Source organism: Demequina lutea (genome assembly GCF_013409005.1).
GTDB lineage: Bacteria > Actinomycetota > Actinomycetes > Actinomycetales > Demequinaceae > Demequina > Demequina lutea.
Window position 1 is genome coordinate 1,517,404 of the sequence record NZ_JACBZO010000001.1, and the last position, 17,200, is coordinate 1,534,603.

General features: G+C 65.6%; 17 protein-coding genes. All 17 read left to right on the top strand.

Features of this window, described 5'->3' with window-relative positions:
- Window positions 1-75: 75 nt before the first annotated feature.
- The 17 genes from aroC (at window position 76) to coaBC (ending at window position 17,149) form a co-directional block, all read left to right on the top strand.
- Complete coding sequence (gene aroC / locus BKA03_RS07365; protein WP_179397770.1) at window positions 76-1,260, top strand: chorismate synthase; 1,185 nt, start codon at window positions 76-78, stop codon at window positions 1,258-1,260.
- Window positions 1,260-1,802 (top strand): shikimate kinase, encoded by a 543-nt coding sequence (locus tag BKA03_RS07370; protein ID WP_179397771.1) that lies wholly within the window; start codon window positions 1,260-1,262, stop codon window positions 1,800-1,802. The genes aroC and BKA03_RS07370 overlap by 1 nt, the downstream gene beginning before the upstream one ends.
- A complete protein-coding gene (gene aroB, locus BKA03_RS07375) occupies window positions 1,799-2,929 on the top strand; it encodes a 3-dehydroquinate synthase (protein ID WP_179397772.1) in 1,131 nt (376 codons plus the stop codon). The genes BKA03_RS07370 and aroB overlap by 4 nt, the downstream gene beginning before the upstream one ends.
- A gap of 48 nt (window positions 2,930-2,977) precedes the next feature.
- Entirely contained in the window at window positions 2,978-3,421 is a 444-nt protein-coding gene (gene aroQ, locus BKA03_RS07380; protein ID WP_179397773.1) for a type II 3-dehydroquinate dehydratase, read from the top strand.
- 39 nt (window positions 3,422-3,460) lie between these two features.
- Entirely contained in the window at window positions 3,461-4,024 is a 564-nt protein-coding gene (gene efp / locus BKA03_RS07385) for an elongation factor P (RefSeq protein WP_179397774.1), read from the top strand.
- 61 nt (window positions 4,025-4,085) lie between these two features.
- The gene (locus BKA03_RS07390; RefSeq protein ID WP_179397775.1) at window positions 4,086-5,816 is read left to right on the top strand and encodes a hypothetical protein; all 1,731 of its coding nucleotides are present in this window, start codon (window positions 4,086-4,088) and stop codon (window positions 5,814-5,816) included.
- 144 nt (window positions 5,817-5,960) lie between these two features.
- Window positions 5,961-6,383 (top strand): transcription antitermination factor NusB, encoded by a 423-nt coding sequence (gene nusB / locus BKA03_RS07395; protein WP_179397776.1) that lies wholly within the window; start codon window positions 5,961-5,963, stop codon window positions 6,381-6,383.
- Window positions 6,384-6,505: 122 nt separating this feature from the next.
- The gene (pyrR, locus tag BKA03_RS07400; RefSeq protein ID WP_373366730.1) at window positions 6,506-7,075 is read left to right on the top strand and encodes a bifunctional pyr operon transcriptional regulator/uracil phosphoribosyltransferase PyrR; all 570 of its coding nucleotides are present in this window, start codon (window positions 6,506-6,508) and stop codon (window positions 7,073-7,075) included.
- A complete protein-coding gene (locus BKA03_RS07405; RefSeq protein ID WP_179397777.1) occupies window positions 7,072-8,040 on the top strand; it encodes an aspartate carbamoyltransferase catalytic subunit in 969 nt (322 codons plus the stop codon). The genes pyrR and BKA03_RS07405 overlap by 4 nt, the downstream gene beginning before the upstream one ends.
- Window positions 8,037-9,332 carry a dihydroorotase gene (locus tag BKA03_RS07410; RefSeq protein WP_179397778.1) on the top strand — a complete coding sequence of 432 codons (1,296 nt, stop codon included), beginning with the start codon at window positions 8,037-8,039 and terminating at the stop codon, window positions 9,330-9,332. Before BKA03_RS07405 ends, BKA03_RS07410 begins: the two co-directional genes overlap by 4 nt.
- On the top strand, window positions 9,329-10,456 hold the full coding sequence (carA, locus tag BKA03_RS07415) for a glutamine-hydrolyzing carbamoyl-phosphate synthase small subunit (RefSeq protein WP_179397779.1): 1,128 nt from the start codon (window positions 9,329-9,331) through the stop codon (window positions 10,454-10,456). Before BKA03_RS07410 ends, carA begins: the two co-directional genes overlap by 4 nt.
- The gene (gene carB, locus BKA03_RS07420; RefSeq protein WP_179397780.1) at window positions 10,457-13,777 is read left to right on the top strand and encodes a carbamoyl-phosphate synthase large subunit; all 3,321 of its coding nucleotides are present in this window, start codon (window positions 10,457-10,459) and stop codon (window positions 13,775-13,777) included.
- A gap of 47 nt (window positions 13,778-13,824) precedes the next feature.
- The gene (gene pyrF, locus BKA03_RS07425; RefSeq protein ID WP_218855996.1) at window positions 13,825-14,679 is read left to right on the top strand and encodes an orotidine-5'-phosphate decarboxylase; all 855 of its coding nucleotides are present in this window, start codon (window positions 13,825-13,827) and stop codon (window positions 14,677-14,679) included.
- 33 nt (window positions 14,680-14,712) lie between these two features.
- Entirely contained in the window at window positions 14,713-15,027 is a 315-nt protein-coding gene (gene mihF, locus BKA03_RS07430) for an integration host factor, actinobacterial type (protein ID WP_179397782.1), read from the top strand.
- Window positions 15,024-15,578 (top strand): guanylate kinase, encoded by a 555-nt coding sequence (gmk, locus tag BKA03_RS07435; RefSeq protein WP_179397783.1) that lies wholly within the window; start codon window positions 15,024-15,026, stop codon window positions 15,576-15,578. Before mihF ends, gmk begins: the two co-directional genes overlap by 4 nt.
- 49 nt (window positions 15,579-15,627) lie before the next feature.
- A complete protein-coding gene (rpoZ, locus tag BKA03_RS07440; RefSeq protein ID WP_179397784.1) occupies window positions 15,628-15,894 on the top strand; it encodes a DNA-directed RNA polymerase subunit omega in 267 nt (88 codons plus the stop codon).
- Window positions 15,788-17,149, top strand: coding sequence for a bifunctional phosphopantothenoylcysteine decarboxylase/phosphopantothenate--cysteine ligase CoaBC (gene coaBC / locus BKA03_RS07445; RefSeq protein WP_506256171.1), 1,362 nt, complete (start codon window positions 15,788-15,790; stop codon window positions 17,147-17,149). The genes rpoZ and coaBC overlap by 107 nt, the downstream gene beginning before the upstream one ends.
- Window positions 17,150-17,200 lie beyond the last annotated feature (51 nt).

Sequence of the window (17,200 nt, forward strand, 5' to 3'; positions counted from 1 at the left end):
CCTGCGGGTTGATTCCCACTCCGCGCTGGTGGCGCCCGGGCCCCCGGGTGCCTGGAGCATGGAAGAATGGCGCTCATGCTCAGATGGCTTACCGCAGGTGAATCGCATGGTCCCGCACTGGTGGGCACGCTCGAAGGGCTGCCCGCCGGAGTAGAGATCACCACGTCCGAAGTGCAGTCGGCGCTCGCGCGGCGGCGCCTCGGGTACGGCAGGGGTGCCCGCATGGCGTTCGAGCAGGACCAGGTCACCATCCTCGGCGGTGTGCGTCACGGCATCTCGCAGGGTGGTCCGATCGCGATCATGGTGGGTAATACCGAGTGGCCGAAGTGGCAGAGCGTCATGTCCGCGGATCCGGTGGACCCGAGCGAACTCGAGGGTGGCCGTGCCGCGCCCCTGACGAGGCCCCGCCCCGGTCACGCCGACCTGGTGGGAATGACCAAGTACGCGCACGATGATGCGCGGCCCATTCTTGAGCGTGCCTCCGCTCGCGAAACTGCGGCGCGGGTCGCACTCGGTGCTGTGGCCGAGGCTTTCCTTGAGCAGGCCGCGGGGATCACGCTCGTGTCTCACACTCTTCAGGTGGGCCCCATTCGGGTACCGGACGACGCCCCGCTGCCGGGTCCCGACGCGGGCGCCGTCTTGGACGCGGATCCGATTCGCTGTTTCGATCCCGCGACATCGGCCGCCATGATTGCTGAGATCGACCAGTGCCAAAAGGACGGCGACACGCTCGGCGGCGTGGTCGAGGTGGTCGCATACGGTCTTCCGGTGGGGCTCGGTAGTCACGTGCACTGGGATCGCCGTCTCGACGCGAAGCTGGCTGCCGCACTCATGGGAATCCAGGCGATCAAGGGTGTAGAGATTGGCGATGGATTCGCGACGGCCGCTCGCCGGGGGTCCGTGGCCCACGACGAGATCGAGCATCGTGACGGCAAGGTGGTGCGTCGCACCAACCGTGCAGGCGGAGTTGAGGGTGGCATGACGAACGGCGAGCCCTTGCGTGCCCGTGCTGCGATGAAGCCCATCAGCACGGTGCCACGGGCGCTTGACACGATCGACACATCGACCGGCGAGGCCGCGAAGGCCCAACATCAGCGATCCGACGTGTGTGCCGTGGCCCCCGCCGCCGTCGTGGCGCAGGCAATGGTCGCGTTGACGCTTGCCGATTCCATTCTCGAGAAGTTTGGCGGAGACTCCGTGGGCGAGGTGCGACGAAACATTGCGTCCTACCTGGCCGCGATTCCCGCGACCCAGCGCTGATGCCAACCACGCTGATTGCGCCCCGCGTCGTCCTCATGGGCCCGCCCGGTGCGGGCAAGTCGTCCGTAGGCGCCGCGCTGGCCGAGTTGTTGGGGGAGCGACTGCGTGACACCGATGCCGACATCGAGGCATCGCAGGGAACTACGGTGGCCGAGATCTTCGTGGATCGTGGCGAGGCGCACTTCAGGGAACTTGAGGTCGCTGCGGTCGGGCGCGCGCTCGAGGAACACTCCGGCGTGCTGAGCCTTGGCGGCGGGGCGCCACTCGCGGCGGCGACCCAGTCCGCGCTCAGGAGCTATCAGGCGAGCGGGGGAACCGTCGTGTTTCTCGACGTGAGCCTCACGGCCGTCGTCCCGCGTGTTGGCCTCAACGCAACCAGGCCACTTCTGCTCGGGAACCCGCGCCAACAGTGGCTGGCACTGATGGCGGCCCGCCGCCCCATTTACGAGGAGTTTGCGACGATGACTGTGCTGACGGACGACCGCAAGCCGCGGGACATCGCGCGAGAAATCGCCGCCGCCGTGGCGGGAGTGTCGTCATGACCACGATCACGTTCGCAACCGCGCGCCCCTACGACGTGACGGTGGGTAGGGGGCTGGATGACGCCATCGTCGACTCGATTCCCGAGCGAGTCTCCAAGGCCTTGATCGTGTATTCGGCGGCGATGACGACTCGCGCGGATGCGCTGAGCCGTGCGATTGAGGCACGGGGGATCACGCCCGTGCGTGCGGAGGTCCCCGACGCCGAGCAGGGCAAGACGGCCGAGGTGATGGCGTTCTGCTGGCAGGTGCTTGGAAGGTCGGACTTCACGCGTTCCGACCTCGTGATGGGTCTTGGCGGCGGCGCCGTCACGGACCTCGCGGGCTTCGTTGCCGCCACGTGGTTGCGGGGGATCGACGTCATTCAGGTGCCGACCACCTTGCTCGCGATGGTCGATGCCTCGGTGGGAGGCAAGACGGGCATCAATACGCTCGAGGGCAAGAACCTCGTGGGGGCCTTTCACGAACCCCTCAGCGTGTGGTGCGACACGGAGAGGCTATTGACCCTGCCGCGACACGACCTCGTCGCGGGCATGGCCGAGGTGATCAAGGGCGGGTTCATCGCGGATACGGGCATCCTGGACATTGTCGAGGCGAATGCGGGCCTTCTGGGTGCCTCGTCCGAGCAGTCGGGCGCGCGCGGCCACTCGGGTGCGGACATGCGTTTTGTGGACCCGGGCGCGTTGCCGGTGCTCGAGGAGCTCATCGCACGCAAGGTGACCGTGAAGGCCAACGTGGTCGCCGCGGACCTCAAGGAGTCATTCCTGAGGGAGATCCTGAATTACGGCCACACCTTTGGCCACGCGATCGAGTACACCGAGCGTTACCAGTGGCGTCATGGCGCCGCGGTCTCGGTGGGGATGGTCTACGCGGCGGAACTGGCCAGGCTCGTGGGCAAGCTGTCCGATGCCGAGGTTGACAGGCATCGGGCGATTCTGGGCTCTATTGGGTTGCCCACCACGTATCAGGCGGGCCGGTGGGACGCGTTGTACGCCGCCATGAAGCGGGACAAGAAGACCAGGGGAGACCTGCTGCGCTTCGTCATCTTGCACGGCATCGGGAACCCCCAGCGTCTCGAGGGGCCCGATCCATCTCTCCTGGTCGCGGCTTACGACGCCGTCTCGCGGTAGTCGCGCGCCTATGGGCGGCGTCTCGGCGGCCGACGCTAGGCTGACGCCATGAACAACGTCCTCGTCGTCAATGGTCCCAACCTGGGGCGTCTCGGCACGCGTGAGCCCGTGAAGTACGGCTCCACGACCCACGATGAGCTGGCGGCGCTGGTGATGGAGTGGGGAGCTGAAGTGGGCCTCGAGGCCACGCTTCGCCAGTCCGACGACGAGACCGACCTGGTGCATTGGATGCATGAGGCGGTCGACAACGGTTGGCACGTGATTCTCAATCCCGCTGCCTTCACGCACTACTCGTACGCGTTACGTGATGCGTGCGCCCTCGTGACGGCGGCGGGCCTCACACTCGTCGAGGTGCACCTGACCAACCCGCACGCTCGTGAGGAGTTTCGGCACGCCTCGGTGATCTCCGGTGTGGCAACCGGAACCATAGCGGGCCTGGGTGTCGACTCCTACCGGCTCGCGCTTCAGGCCGTGGCCCACCGCGTCGGCTAGACTTGCCGACGGCCTTTTGAAACAAAAGCAAGGAACATCGTGGCGACCTCGAACGACATCAAGAACGGCTCAGTGCTCAACCTCGACGGCAACCTCTGGACGATCATCGACTTCCAGCATGTGAAGCCCGGCAAGGGTGGTGCCTTTGTGCGCACGAAGATGAAGAACGTGATGACCGGCAAGGTGGTCGACAAGACGTTCAACGCCGGCACCAAGTTAGAATTTGAGACCGTCGACCGCCGAGACATGCAGTACCTGTACAACGACGGCACCGACTACATCTTCATGGACCCGGACACCTTCGATCAGGTGCTCATCACGCCGATCGTTCTCGGTGACGCGAAGGACTTCCTGCTCGAAAACGAGAAGGTCCTCATTGCCACGCACAACGGCAACCCGCTCTTTGTGGAGATGCCCGCGTCCGTCGTTCTTGAGGTCACCTACACCGAGCCGGGCCTCCAGGGTGACCGATCGAGCGGGGGCACCAAGCCCGCGACGCTCGAGACGGGCAAAGAGATCCAGGTTCCCCTCTTTCTCGAGGTCGGCACCAAGGTCAAGGTCAACACGAGCACCGGTGACTACCTCGGCCGAGTGAACGACTAGAACGCGCCATGCGCCTCTGGGATTCCGACGCGACGCTTCGGCTGTTTGCGTGTGAGCGCCGGTGAGCGCGTCACCAGAGGTGTCCTTGGGCGCGCCGTGGTACCGCTCGATTTGGACTCGGCGCAAGGACTTCGTCTGGCAGCCGTCGTGGTGGTTGGCGGTCGTTGCCGTTGCCGTTGCAGCGGCCCTCTATGTGGTCGTCGCATGGAGCGCCCGGTTCCCTGCGATTCCTCTCGACGAAATCGTGATGGTGGGAAACTCCCGGGTCATCGCCGGCCTTTCAGGTAGCTGGCCGCTGTCAGGCGGAGGCTTCATGCCCGGTCTGGCGATTCTGATGGCTCCGACGTGGTGGTTCACTCACAGCGCCATCGTCGTCTACCAGGTTGGCATTTGGATCACGGTCGCCCTCTCACTCCTCTCGATCTGGCCACTGTCAGCGATCGCGGAACGCGCGGGGCTGTCCCGCCCCGCTGGAGTGATCGTGTCCGCGCTGGTGATCATGGCACCGGCGCGGTCGTTGCTAGCGAACTTCCTCTTGTCGGAGTCGGCCCTCTTACTCGCCACGGCGACACTGGTGGTGGTGGCCGATCGGCTGTGGAGGCGGAGAAGATCCGTAGATGCGCTCTTGTTTGGCGCGGCGGTGGGCGCGGTGGTGCTTGCCCATGGCAGGGGAGTGGGAACGGCCGTGGCCGCGGGCCTATGGGCTTTGCTGCTACTGCGACGCGACCCCAAGCGGGCAATACTTGCCGGCGCATCTGCTCTGGTGGCGGCGTTTGGCGCGTATCTGCTTTATCTAGGCGTGGCGCACGCCGTGGTAGGCAGCGACCTGCGTGTCGGAAGTGCGTTCGGCAATCTGGCTGGACGTGATCTGGGGGCATCGCTTGCGAGTGCAGTCGGACAGATCTGGTACGGAACCGTCGCCTGGCCCGCCGTCGCTGTCTTGGGTGCCATGGCAATGTTCAGGTGGCGACGTCGGGGCGGCATGACCTCTCTCGTCATGCTGGGGGTGCCGATCGGGCTCATTGTCTCGACGGTGCAGCTCGATCCTCATGCGGGTCTTACGCGCATGGACCCGTGGTTCTACGGCCGCTATATGGACCAGTGGTGGCCGATTCTCGCGGTAGTCGGCCTGGCGATCTTGGTCCGGATCAGGTGGCCCCTCATGTCGGCCCTCGCGTTGGGCGTGTCGGTCATTTCCGGGCTGACCATGCTGTTCATCACCGTGCCATCAATGCCGAAAGGCATGCGTTGGGTCGACGTGCACGTGTTGGGTATCACGCCCTGGCTGAGGCTCGACGCCTACGCCAATGGTAGAGACCAGTCGTGGGACGTGATCGTTCTGACAGGCATTGCCCTCACCTTCTTGCTGCTCGCGCTCGGGTTCATCAGGGTGTGGGTGGTTCCCACGCTTGCAATTCTGTGGATATGGCTGTCGATTGCCCAGGACGTTCAGGGCGTCGACATTGGGCTGGGAGCGCGAGACCCGATTTCGAGCGCCCTGGGCATCCAAATCTTGCCCAAGGGTGAGGTCGCGGGAATCGACACGAACATGGATGAACTCGGAAATTTCGTGGTCTTCGGGGGAGATCCTCACTCCTTCGAGAAGGTCGATTCGCTCCACCCGCCGAACGGTATGGACTTCGTATACGTGTCCTGGCTCAGGGCAAATGACGCGCCGCCCGGTGTGAAGATCTTTGCGCCCACTTTGGGGCTGCCGTTTGTCTTGTGGGTTGAACCCGGTGCCTTGCAGAGTCGAATGGACGACCAAGGCCTCTTGGTCAATCCCGAGTAGTCGTCAGTGCTGTGGGCCACCCGTCATCGGCAGTACGAGTCCTGATCGTGAAGCCGCGTGTCGCGGGCGCGCGATGGGAGTATTGTCCGGACGCCGAGTGAGCGTGGCGTAGCGTTCTCCCGTACAGAATGCGAGGAATCACCCATGGCAGCACGCACCAAGGCACGCAAGAGGGCAATCGACATCCTCTTCGAGGCCGATCAACGCGGCGCGAACCTCTCCGACGTCCTTGCGGAGCGCATCGCGATGTCAGGGCGCGAGACGCCAGTGCCTCAATACGGCATCGACATCGTCCGTGGTGTGATTGACCAGTGGCTGAGCATCAACGCGCTGATCTCGGAAGCCGCCAAGGAATGGACGATGGACCGCATGCCCGCCGTTGACCGAGCGGTGTTGAGGGTCGCGACGTGGGAGATCGTCTTCAACGACGAGGTGCCAGCCGCCGTCGCTATCAACGAGGCCGTTGACCTCGCCGCGGACTTGTCCACGAACGATTCGCCGACCTTCGTCAACGGCGTCTTGGGAGCAATCGCGAGGGACGCGTCGGCGCCAGGCGCGCAAGCCTGACGGCGCAGAAGCATCGACGAAGCGCAGATGGAACCAGCGAGCGAGTAACCCGCCCGGCGCGCCCTCGCGTGCCCAAGTGTGGGCTACAGTGACGTACGCAGACACCCTTTAAGAACCGTCCCGTGAGGCGGAGAAGGAGTTGGCCAGTGACTGGCATTGTGTTGACCGCGCCCGACATGGCGCGAGCGGTGACCCGCATTGCACACGAGATTCTCGAGCGCAATGGCGGAGCCGACAAACTCGTCCTCCTCGGCATTCCGACGCGGGGCCTCCCTCTTGCCGAACGGCTTGCGGCGAAGCTCGCCGAGGTCGAGCCAGGCTTCGATGCGGTGGCGAGGTGCGGCGCGCTCGACATCACCATGTATCGGGACGATCTGCATCGGCAACCTACGCGCGCCATCGGCGCGACCAGGCTGCCGGCCGCTGGTATTGACGCCGCCGTCGTGATCCTCGTCGACGACGTCTTCCACACGGGTCGCACGATCCGCGCCGCGCTCGACGCCGTCAAGGATCTAGGCCGACCGCGCGCCGTCCAACTGGCCGTGCTCGTGGATAGGGGCCACCGTGAACTGCCCATCAGGGCGGACTACGTGGGCAAGAATCTGCCTACCTCCCGGTCCGAGCGCGTGGATGTCCACCTCGTGGAGACCGATGGTGAAGACGCCGTGATCTTGACGGGGGGAGCGAAGTGAAGCACCTGCTCGGCACCAAGGGCATGACGCGCGAGGACGCGATCCGCATTCTCGACACGGCAGCGCAGATGGCCGCGACTCAGGACAGGGAAATACGCAAGCTCCCCACCCTGCGCGGCAAGACGGTCGTCAACCTGTTCTTCGAGGACTCGACCCGGACGCGCATCTCGTTCGAGGCCGCGGCAAAGCGTCTGAGCGCCGACGTCATCAACTTCTCGGCCAAGGGATCGAGCGTGTCGAAGGGCGAGAGCCTCAAGGACACCGCCCTGACGCTGCAGGCCATGGGCGCGGACGCCGTGGTGGTGCGGCACTGGGCCTCTGGTGCCGCGTATCAGCTCGCGCACGGAGGCTGGCTCCACGGCAGCGTGCTCAATGCGGGCGACGGCACGCACGAGCACCCCACGCAGGCCCTCCTGGACGCCTACACGATGCGTAAGCACCTCATGGGCGACGACGGGGCTAGGACGGACGGGAAGGGCCTCGACGGGCTCAGGGTCGCCATCGTCGGCGACGTGCTCCACTCGCGCGTGGCCCGCTCGAACATGCACCTGCTCACGACGCTCGGGGCGAGCGTCGCGCTCGTCGCGCCGCCGACGCTGCTGCCGGTAGGAATGGATTCGTGGCCGGTCGAGGTGTTCCACGGCCTGGACGATGCGCTCGACGCGCGGCCCGTCGATGCGGTCATGATGCTCAGGGTCCAGCGGGAGCGCATGACCGGCGGGGGAGCGGCGTTCTTCCCCTCACCGGCCGAATACACGCGGATGTTTGGCCTGGATAGTGCTCGCATGGCGAGGCTGGCCGAGCACGGCATCGTCATGCACCCGGGGCCCATGAACAGGGGTCTCGAGATTTCGGCGGAGGCGGCGGACAGCCCGCGCTCCGTGATCGTCGAACAGGTGGCGAATGGGGTGGCCGTACGTATGGCCGCGCTGTACCTCCTGTTGGCAGGAGAGGAGCAGGCATGAGCGCCTTCATCATCACGGGGGCCAAGGTCAACGGCGAGGTCCAGGGCGACGTCGCGGTGCGCGACGGCGTCATTGTCGACCCCGCGGATCTTCCCGCCGGTGCCACCCGCATCGAAGCCGACGGCCTCGTACTCCTACCGGGCCTTGTCGACCTCCACACGCACCTGCGCGAGCCTGGCAGGGAAGACGCGGAGACTATCGAGAGCGGCTCCCGTGCGGGGGCGCGCGGCGGGTGGGTTGCCGTTCACGCCATGGCCAACACCAATCCCGTGGCCGACACGGCGGGCGTGGTTGAGCAGGTGTGGAGCAGGGGCCGCGAGATCGGGCTTGTCGACGTCATCCCCGTGGGTGCCGTCACCGTCGGACTCAAGGGTGAGCACCTGTCGGAGATGGGCGCGATGGCGCACTCGAGGGCGCGCGTGCGCCTCTTCAGCGATGACGGCATCTGCGTCTACGACCCCGTCATCATGCGCAGGGCACTCGAGTACGTGAAGTCCTTCGACGGAGCGATCGTGCAGCACGCTCAAGACCTGCGGCTCACCGAAGGCTCGCAGATGCACGAGGGCGAGGTGTCTGCCGAGCTGGGACTGACCGGTTGGCCCGCGGTCGCCGAGGAATCCATCGTCGCTCGCGACGTGCTGCTCGCAGGCCACGTCGGCTCGCGCGTCCACATTCAGCACTTGTCGACCGCGGGCTCGGTCGATATCGTGCGCTGGGCCAAGTCGCGCGGCATCCACGTCACGGCGGAGGCCACGCCTCACCACCTCTTGCTGACCCACGAGGAGGCGCGCACCTACAACCCGCTCTTCAAGGTCAACCCCCCGTTGCGGACCGCGGAGGACGTCGAGGCGGTGCGCGCCGGACTCGCCGACGGGACGATCGACATCGTCGCTACGGACCACGCGCCCCACGCGAGCGAGGACAAGGACTGCGAATGGGCGTCGGCGTCCTCCGGGATGCTCGGCCTCGAGACCGCGCTAGGCATTGTCCAGCAGGTCATGGTCGACAGCGGGCTGATGACCTGGAAGGACGTGGCGCGCGTCATGTCCCACACCCCAGCGCGCATCGGGCGCGTGGAGGCGGCTCACGGGCGACCGATCGCCGTGGGAGAGCCCGCAAACCTCACCCTCGTCGATCCGCAGGCGCCATGGACCGTCGACGCTGCGGCCCTCGCGAGCAGGTCACGCAACACGCCGTACGCTGGCAGGGAACTTCCAGGGCGCGCCGTCGCCACATTCTTGCGCGGCAAGCCCACGCACCTGGACGCCCGTTTTGAAGGAGCCTTCGAGTGACAACTGATCAAGCGGTGCTCGTTCTAGAGAACGGCGACGTGTACAAGGGCAACGCGTATGGTGCGCGCGGCGAGACCTTCGGGGAAATCGTCTTCAACACCGGCATGACCGGTTACCAAGAGACACTCACCGACCCGTCGTACTACAAGCAGATCGTGGTCATGACGGCTCCGCACATCGGCAACACGGGCATGAACGACGAGGACGCCGAATCCAGGCGGATCTGGGTTGCCGGCTACATCGTCAGGGACCCCGCTCGGAGGCCGTCGAACTGGCGGTCGCAGAGGGGACTCGAGGACGACCTCGTCGATCAGGGCATCGTCGGGTTGTCGGGCATCGATACCAGGAAGCTCACACGCACCTTGAGGTCCGCCGGTTCGATGCGCGCGGGAGTCTTCTCGGGTGACGCGCTGGCCGACGATGCGACGCTGGTCGGGCGCGTGCGGTCCGCCGAGCCGATGCTCGGGGCGCACCTCGCTGACCAGGTCTCCATCGACGGGGACTACGTCATCGAGCCCCCCGAGGGCACGGAGACGATCGCGCACGTCGTGGCGGTCGACCTCGGCATCAAGGCGATGACCCCCGAGCTCATGGCGGCGCGGGGAATCAAGGTGACCGTGGTTCCTTCGAGCTGGACCGCGGGCGAGATCCTCGCGCTCAAGCCCGATGGTGTGTTCTTTTCCAACGGACCTGGCGACCCGGGCGTGGCCGATCGCTCGGTCGCCGTCGTGCGCGGAATCCTGGATGCGAAGGTGCCGCTCTTTGGCATCTGCTTCGGCAACCAACTGCTCGGGCGTGCGCTCGGCTACGGCACCTACAAGCTCCGCTTTGGCCACCGCGGGATCAACCAGCCCGTCATGGACCGCACCACGGGCAAGGTCGAGGTGACGAGCCACAACCACGGATTCGCGGTCGACGCGCCACTGGACGGAATCAGCGAGTCTCCCACCGGGTACGGCAGGGTCAAGGTCAGCCATGTGTGCCTCAACGACGACGTGGTCGAGGGCCTGCAATGCCTGGACGTGCCCGCGTTCTCGGTTCAGTACCACCCCGAGGCCGCGGCTGGACCGCACGATGCCTCGTACCTCTTTGACCGCTTTCTTGACCTCATGAAGGGACGCTAAGTGCCTCGTCGCGACGACATCCAGACGGTCATGGTGATCGGCTCCGGCCCGATCGTCATCGGCCAGGCCTGCGAATTCGACTATTCGGGGACTCAGGCCTGTCGAGTGCTCAAGGCCGAGGGCCTGCGCGTCGTTCTGCTGAACTCCAACCCGGCCACGATCATGACGGACCCGGAGTTTGCCGACGCCACGTACGTCGAGCCGATCACGACCGAGATCATTGAGCGCATCATCGAGAAGGAGCGCCCGGACGCGTTGCTGCCGACGCTGGGCGGCCAGACCGCGCTGAACGCCGCGATCGCGGCGGCGGAGGCAGGCATCCTCGACAAGTACAACGTCGAGCTGATCGGCGCCAACCTTGAGGCGATCCACCTGGGCGAGAACAGGGAACTGTTCAAGGGCGTCGTGGAACGCTGCGGCGCGGAGAGCGCCCGCTCCCACATCTGTCACACGATGGATGAACTCATCGCCGCCGCCGAGGACCTCAAGTACCCCGTCGTGGTGCGACCCTCCTTCACGATGGGTGGGCTGGGCTCCGGACTTGCGTACGACGAGGCGGACCTGCGTCGCATCGGCGGCCAAGGCCTGCACTACTCGCCGACCACCGAGGTGCTGCTCGAGGAATCGATCCTTGGCTGGAAGGAATACGAACTCGAGCTCATGCGAGACAAGCACGACAACGTCGTCGTCGTGTGTTCGATCGAGAACGTCGACCCGGTGGGAGTGCACACGGGAGACTCGGTCACGGTGGCACCCGCGCTCACGCTCACCGACCGCGAGTACCAGAAGCTCCGCGACGTCGGCATCGCCGTGATTCGCGAGGTGGGTGTCGACACCGGTGGTTGCAATATCCAGTTCGCGGTCCAACCCGACACGGGGCGCATCATCGTCATCGAGATGAACCCGCGCGTCTCGCGCTCGTCTGCGCTCGCCTCGAAGGCAACGGGTTTCCCGATCGCCAAGATCGCCGCCCGCCTCGCGATCGGTTATACGCTCGACGAGATCCCTAACGACATCACCGGCTCCACTCCCGCGAGCTTCGAGCCGAGCCTCGACTACGTGGTCGTGAAGGTTCCTCGCTTCGCGTTCGAGAAGTTCCCCAAGGCGGACCCGGTCCTCACCACGACGATGAAGTCGGTGGGTGAGGCCATGGCGCTTGGCCGCAACTTCACCGAGGCGCTCGGCAAGGCGATGCGCTCGATCGACAAGCGGGGACAGGTCTTCCACTGGGAGGGCGAGGCCCCGTACGGCGACGGCCTCGACGCGCTGATCGCGCAGTGCGCAATTCCCACGGAGAAGCGACTGGTGCAGGTACAGCAGGCGCTGCGGGCGGCGCTCGTGGACCCGACGGTGGTCGAGCGCGTCTTCGACGCCACGGCCATCGATCCCTGGTTCCTCGACCAGATTTTGCTCATCAACGAGGTCGCACTCGAGGTCGCAGAAGCGGAGGAGCTCGACAGGGCCATCCTGTGGCGAGCGAAGTCCCACGGGCTTTCGGACGTGCAGATCGCGTCGTTGCGAGGCCTCGACGAGGCCGACGTGTCGGTGGCGCGCGTCGTCACGGGCGTCTTGCCAGTCTTCAAGACGGTCGACACGTGCGCGGCCGAGTTCGAGTCACACACGCCGTATCACTACAGCACGTACGACGAGGAGACCGAGGTCGAGCCACGCGAACGCGAGGCCGTGATCATCCTGGGCTCGGGCCCCAACCGCATCGGTCAGGGAATCGAGTTCGACTACTCGTGCGTTCACGCTGCCCTGACGCTCAGGGACACGTACGAGACCGTCATGGTCAACTGCAACCCCGAGACAGTCTCGACCGACTACGACACCTCCGACCGTCTCTACTTTGAACCGTTGACATTCGAGGACGTCATGGCGGTTTACCACGCGGAACTCGCGGCCGGTCCCGTCAAGGGAATGCTGGTCCAGTTGGGCGGTCAGACTCCTCTCAGCCTAGCAAAGCGCCTGGCAGATGCCGGAGTGCCCATTCTAGGCACGAGCCCAGAGGCGATCGACAACGCGGAGGACAGGCGCGCGTTTGGCGCGGTCCTCGAAATTGCGGGACTACCGGCACCGGCCTACGGCACTGCGGACGGAATCGAAGAGGCGATCGTGATCGCAGAGCGCATCGGGTTCCCCGTGCTCGTGCGCCCGTCGTACGTGCTCGGTGGCCGCGGCATGGAGATCGTGTACGACAGGGAGCAGCTCGAGGATTACGGGACCCGCATGGAGGACGTGGGCGACCATGCCACCGACGCCCCTCTTCTCATCGACCGTTTCCTCGACGACGCCGTCGAGATCGACGTTGACGCCCTGTACGACGGAGAGGAATTGTTCCTCGCCGGCGTCATGGAGCACATCGAGGAGGCCGGTATCCATTCGGGTGACTCCGCATGCGTCCTTCCGCCGGTGACGCTGTCCGCCGCCGACCTGGGGCGCATTAGGACCTCGACCGAGGCGCTGGCCAAGGGCATCGGCGTCCGTGGCCTCATCAATGTCCAATTCGCCCTTGCGAGCGATGTGCTGTACGTGTTGGAGGCCAACCCACGCGCATCGCGCACCGTGCCGTTCGTGGCTAAGGCCACGGGAATCCCGCTAGCAAGGGCTGCGGCGCGCGTCATGCTTGGCGTCTCGATCGCGGAACTGCGCGCCGAGGGTGTGCTGCCGGTCGACGACGCGACGGTCTATCGGGACGATGCGCGCATCGCGGTGAAGGAAGCGGTGCTTCCGTTCAAGCGGTTCAGGACGCGAGAAGGGCTCGCCGTTGACTCGGTGCTCGGGCCCGAGATGCGGTCGACGGGCGAGGTCATGGGCTTCGACTCGACCTTCCCCTTGGCTTTCGCCAAGTCCCAAGCGGGAGCCATTGGGGGGCTTCCGCTCTCGGGCACCGTCTTCGTCTCGATGGCCGATCGTGACAAGCGCGCCATCGCGTTCCCCATCGCGCGACTCCACCAGCTCGGATTTACGATTCTGGCGACCGAGGGCACCGCCCGTGTGCTGAGAAGGCACGGCATCCCATCGAGCGTGGTGCGCAAGAAGTCTCAAGGTAGGGGAGAGGACGGCGAGCCGACGGTCGTAGACCTCATCAACGAGGGAAGGATTGACATGGTCGTCAACACTCCCTCCGGCCAAGGAGCGCGCGCGGACGGCTACGAGATTCGCGCGGCGGCGACGGCGGCCGACGTGGCAATTATCACCACGACCCAGCAACTTGCGGCCGCGGTGCAGGCAATTGAGGCGCTTCAGGGTGGCCGATTTGAGGTAATGAGCCTGCAGGATGTCGCCGCGTCTATCTCTAGAAAGCGAACGCCCAGGTAGCATGGCCTGAGACGACGATGCACGGCACCCCTTCAGGAAGGACCCCCATGGCTTTCGGCGCCCGATTGATGGCCGCAATGCGGGACCGTGGTCCCTTGTGTGTCGGCATCGATCCGCACCCTGAGTTACTGGAGCGTTGGGGCCTTCCGGATACACCGGCGTCCCTCGTCGCCTTCGCAGATGCAATTCTCGACGCGTCAGTGGATTCGGCGGCCGCAGTGAAGCCAAATTCCGCGTTCTATGAGCGACACGGGTCTCGTGGCATCGCCGCCCTGGAATACACCCTGGGCAGGGCGCGTGAAATGGGCCTCCTCACCATCCTCGACGTGAAGCGTGGAGACATCGGCTCCACGATGCAGGGGTATGCGGACGCGTACCTCGCCAAGGGCGCTCCCCTTGAGGCGGACTCCATCACGGTGTCGCCCTTTCTTGGCGTCGGATCACTGAGGCCCGCCTTCGAGCTTGCGGAGCACACCGGCAAGGGAGTCTTCATTTTGGCGCTCACCTCGAACCCAGAGGGAGCGTCGGTGCAGCACGCGAAAGGGCCCGACGGGCACGTTGCAGACGTGATCGCACGGGCCGCCGGAGCGCTGAACGAGGGCAAGGAGCCCATGGGCTCCGTCGGGCTCGTGGTCGGGGCGACCGTCGGCACCGCGATCGCGGAGCTCGGCATTGATCTTGAGGCCGTCAACGGCCCCCTGCTGGTGCCGGGGGTCGGCGCGCAAGGCGGTACCCCTGCCGACGTTGCGAGGGTCTTTGGCAATGTCAGGCATCGAGTACTCGTCAGCCAGTCACGCGGGGTTTTGCAGGCAGGACCCATCGTTGAAGAGCTGAGAGGCGCGATTCGAGCAGCATCGGGCGCCGCCCAATACTCCCTGGCGAGGACGAATGTTGACGAGTAACACCCGGAAACGGGTCCCGACAATGGAGGTGACATGGCTACACCAGAACTGACCGCGGAGCAGAGGGCGCAAGCTCTGATCAAGGCGACGGCGGTGCGTAGCGCCAGGCGAGTCTTTAAGGAGTCGCTTGCGAAAGGCGAGTTCGCGCTCGCTGATGCGATATCTCGCGCAAAGGCCGATGAGGCCCTCGCGGGAATTCGTGTTCACGATCTCATTCAGTGTTTGCCAGGCATCGGGCCCAAGAGGGCTACGGCGCTGATGGAAGACATCGGCATCTCCGCGGCAAGGCGCGTGCGTGGACTCGGCGCGCACCAAGTCGAGGCACTGTTGGCCCGCGAGCGTCGATGAGCAGACTCGTCGTTGTCGCGGGTCCGTCTGCAGTTGGCAAGGGGACCCTCGTCGCCGCGCTTCGCGCGAAGCGTGACGACGTATGGGTTTCCGTGTCGGCGACGACGCGGCAGCCTCGGCCGGGTGAACGAGACGGATTGCAGTACTACTTCGTGACTGACGACGAGTTTTCCCGCATGATCGACGCAGGGGAGTTGCTCGAGTGGGCAGTTGTCCACGGCATGCATCGATACGGAACCCCGCGCAAGGCGGTCGAGGAGCGCTTGGCCATGGACATGTCCGTGGTGCTTGAGATCGACCTGCAAGGTGCGCGTCAGGTAAAACGGACGATGCCAGAGGCGCTGTTCGTGTTCATTGCGCCCCCGACGTTCGAGGACTTGGTCGACCGCTTGGCCATCCGAGGCACCGAAGGCGACGAGGAACGACAGCGCCGACTTCACACCGCACGCGAGGAGCTTGCCGCCGTGGATGAGTTCGACGTCACCGTGGTCAACGACCGCCTTGACGACGCTGTGGCGGAGCTGGAGGCCATCGTGGCCTCGGCACGCTAGAATAGTTGGCGTTGTCTACCGCCAGGTAGGCGCTCGCTAGGAGGATCACGTGGCTGGAACCGTTGCACACCCCGAGGGCATTACCAACCCGCCCATCGACGAGCTGCTTGCAAAGGTCGACTCCAAGTACGCGCTGGTGATCTACGGCTCCAAGCGCGCCCGTCAGATCAACGCCTACTACGAGGCGCTCGGCGAGGGCCACTTCGAGAATGTTGGGCCTCTGGTTCCCGCTGACTCGACGGACAAGCCGCTGTCGGTCGCATTGCGCGAGATCAACGAGGGCAACCTGCTCATTCTGGGCCACACCGAGGTCTAGCCACACCCGAGTCGAGGTCGCGATGCGCGTGCTGCTGGGAGTGACCGGCGGCATTGCCGCCTACAAGGTCGCGGTTGTCGTCAGACGGTTGCGTGCGGACGGCCATGCCGTCAGGGTGATCCCCACAGAGGCGTCCCTCCACTTTGTGGGCCGTGCGACGTGGGAAGCCCTCACGGGTGAGCCCGCACCTTCGGGCGTGTTCGAGAACGTGCCGGGCGTGGAACACATCCGTTTGGGCCGGCGGGCCGACGTCGTGCTCATCGCTCCCGCCACCGCGGACTTCCTGGCCCAGGTCGCTGCGGGGACCGCCCGCGACCTGCTCGGGTCGGCCCTGCTCGCCACCACGGCACCCGTGCTGATGGCGCCAGCGATGCATACCGAGATGTGGAATCATCCAGCGACTCGAGCCAATGTCGAGACCCTGCGAGCTCGAGGCGTTCACGTCATCGAGCCCGCCGTGGGGCGCCTCACCGGTCCGGATTCCGGCCCGGGCAGGCTTCCCGAACCCGATGACATCGTGGAGGCTCTGTACGCGGTCGCAGCGGGGCATGGGCTCGAGGCTCTCGGCACGGAGCAAGACAAGCCGTGGGGTGATCTCCATGGCATCTCGATAGTGATTTCCGCCGGAGGCACAAGGGAACCGATTGATCTCGTACGCTTTCTCGGCAATCGCTCTTCCGGTCGCCAAGGATTCGCCCTGGCAGAGGCGGCTCGCGAGCGCGGCGCCTCCGTGACGGTGGTCGCAGCGAACGTGGCTCTTCCCCTTGGCGAAGGTATCGAGAGGATCGACGTAGAGACAAGCCAGGAGCTCGGTGCCGCAGTGAAGGCCGCCGCGCAGACGGCGGACGTGGTCATCATGGCCGCCGCGGTGGCCGACTTTCGCCCCGAGACCGTCGCCGGCCACAAGATCAAGAAGTCGAGCGACAGCGGACTTGTGTTGACGCTCGTTCAGACCGAAGACGTGTTGTCCGCCCTCGTTGCCTCGCGGCGTGAGGGCCAAGTCATCGTCGGGTTCGCGGCGGAAACCGGCGACGGTGCCGCGGACGTGCTTGAGCATGGGCGGCGGAAGGCGCGCCGCAAGGGCGCGGACCTCCTCATCGTGAACCCGGTGGGCGAGGGGATGGGCTTCGGCGATGTACCCAACACCGTGGCGATGCTCGACGCTCGCGGCGAGCAGGTGGGCGCGGCATCGGGAAGCAAGTTGGCGGTGGCCCACGCGATCCTGGACAAGGCCCGCACGCTCGTGGGCGCGTAGCCCCTTCGCCTTACCTCGGGGCCGGGATGTCCGATCTCACTACTATGCTGA

Coding starts and splice junctions, on each gene's coding strand:
- aroC (WP_179397770.1), top strand. CDS start 76: ATGCTCAGATGGCTTACCGCAGGTGAATCGCATGGTCCCGCACTGGTG.
- BKA03_RS07370 (WP_179397771.1), top strand. CDS start 1,260: ATGCCAACCACGCTGATTGCGCCCCGCGTCGTCCTCATGGGCCCGCCC.
- aroB (WP_179397772.1), top strand. CDS start 1,799: ATGACCACGATCACGTTCGCAACCGCGCGCCCCTACGACGTGACGGTG.
- aroQ (WP_179397773.1), top strand. CDS start 2,978: ATGAACAACGTCCTCGTCGTCAATGGTCCCAACCTGGGGCGTCTCGGC.
- nusB (WP_179397776.1), top strand. CDS start 5,961: ATGGCAGCACGCACCAAGGCACGCAAGAGGGCAATCGACATCCTCTTC.
- BKA03_RS07410 (WP_179397778.1), top strand. CDS start 8,037: ATGAGCGCCTTCATCATCACGGGGGCCAAGGTCAACGGCGAGGTCCAG.
- pyrF (WP_218855996.1), top strand. CDS start 13,825: ATGGCTTTCGGCGCCCGATTGATGGCCGCAATGCGGGACCGTGGTCCC.
- mihF (WP_179397782.1), top strand. CDS start 14,713: ATGGCTACACCAGAACTGACCGCGGAGCAGAGGGCGCAAGCTCTGATC.
- gmk (WP_179397783.1), top strand. CDS start 15,024: ATGAGCAGACTCGTCGTTGTCGCGGGTCCGTCTGCAGTTGGCAAGGGG.
- coaBC (WP_506256171.1), top strand. CDS start 15,788: ATGTTGGGCCTCTGGTTCCCGCTGACTCGACGGACAAGCCGCTGTCGG.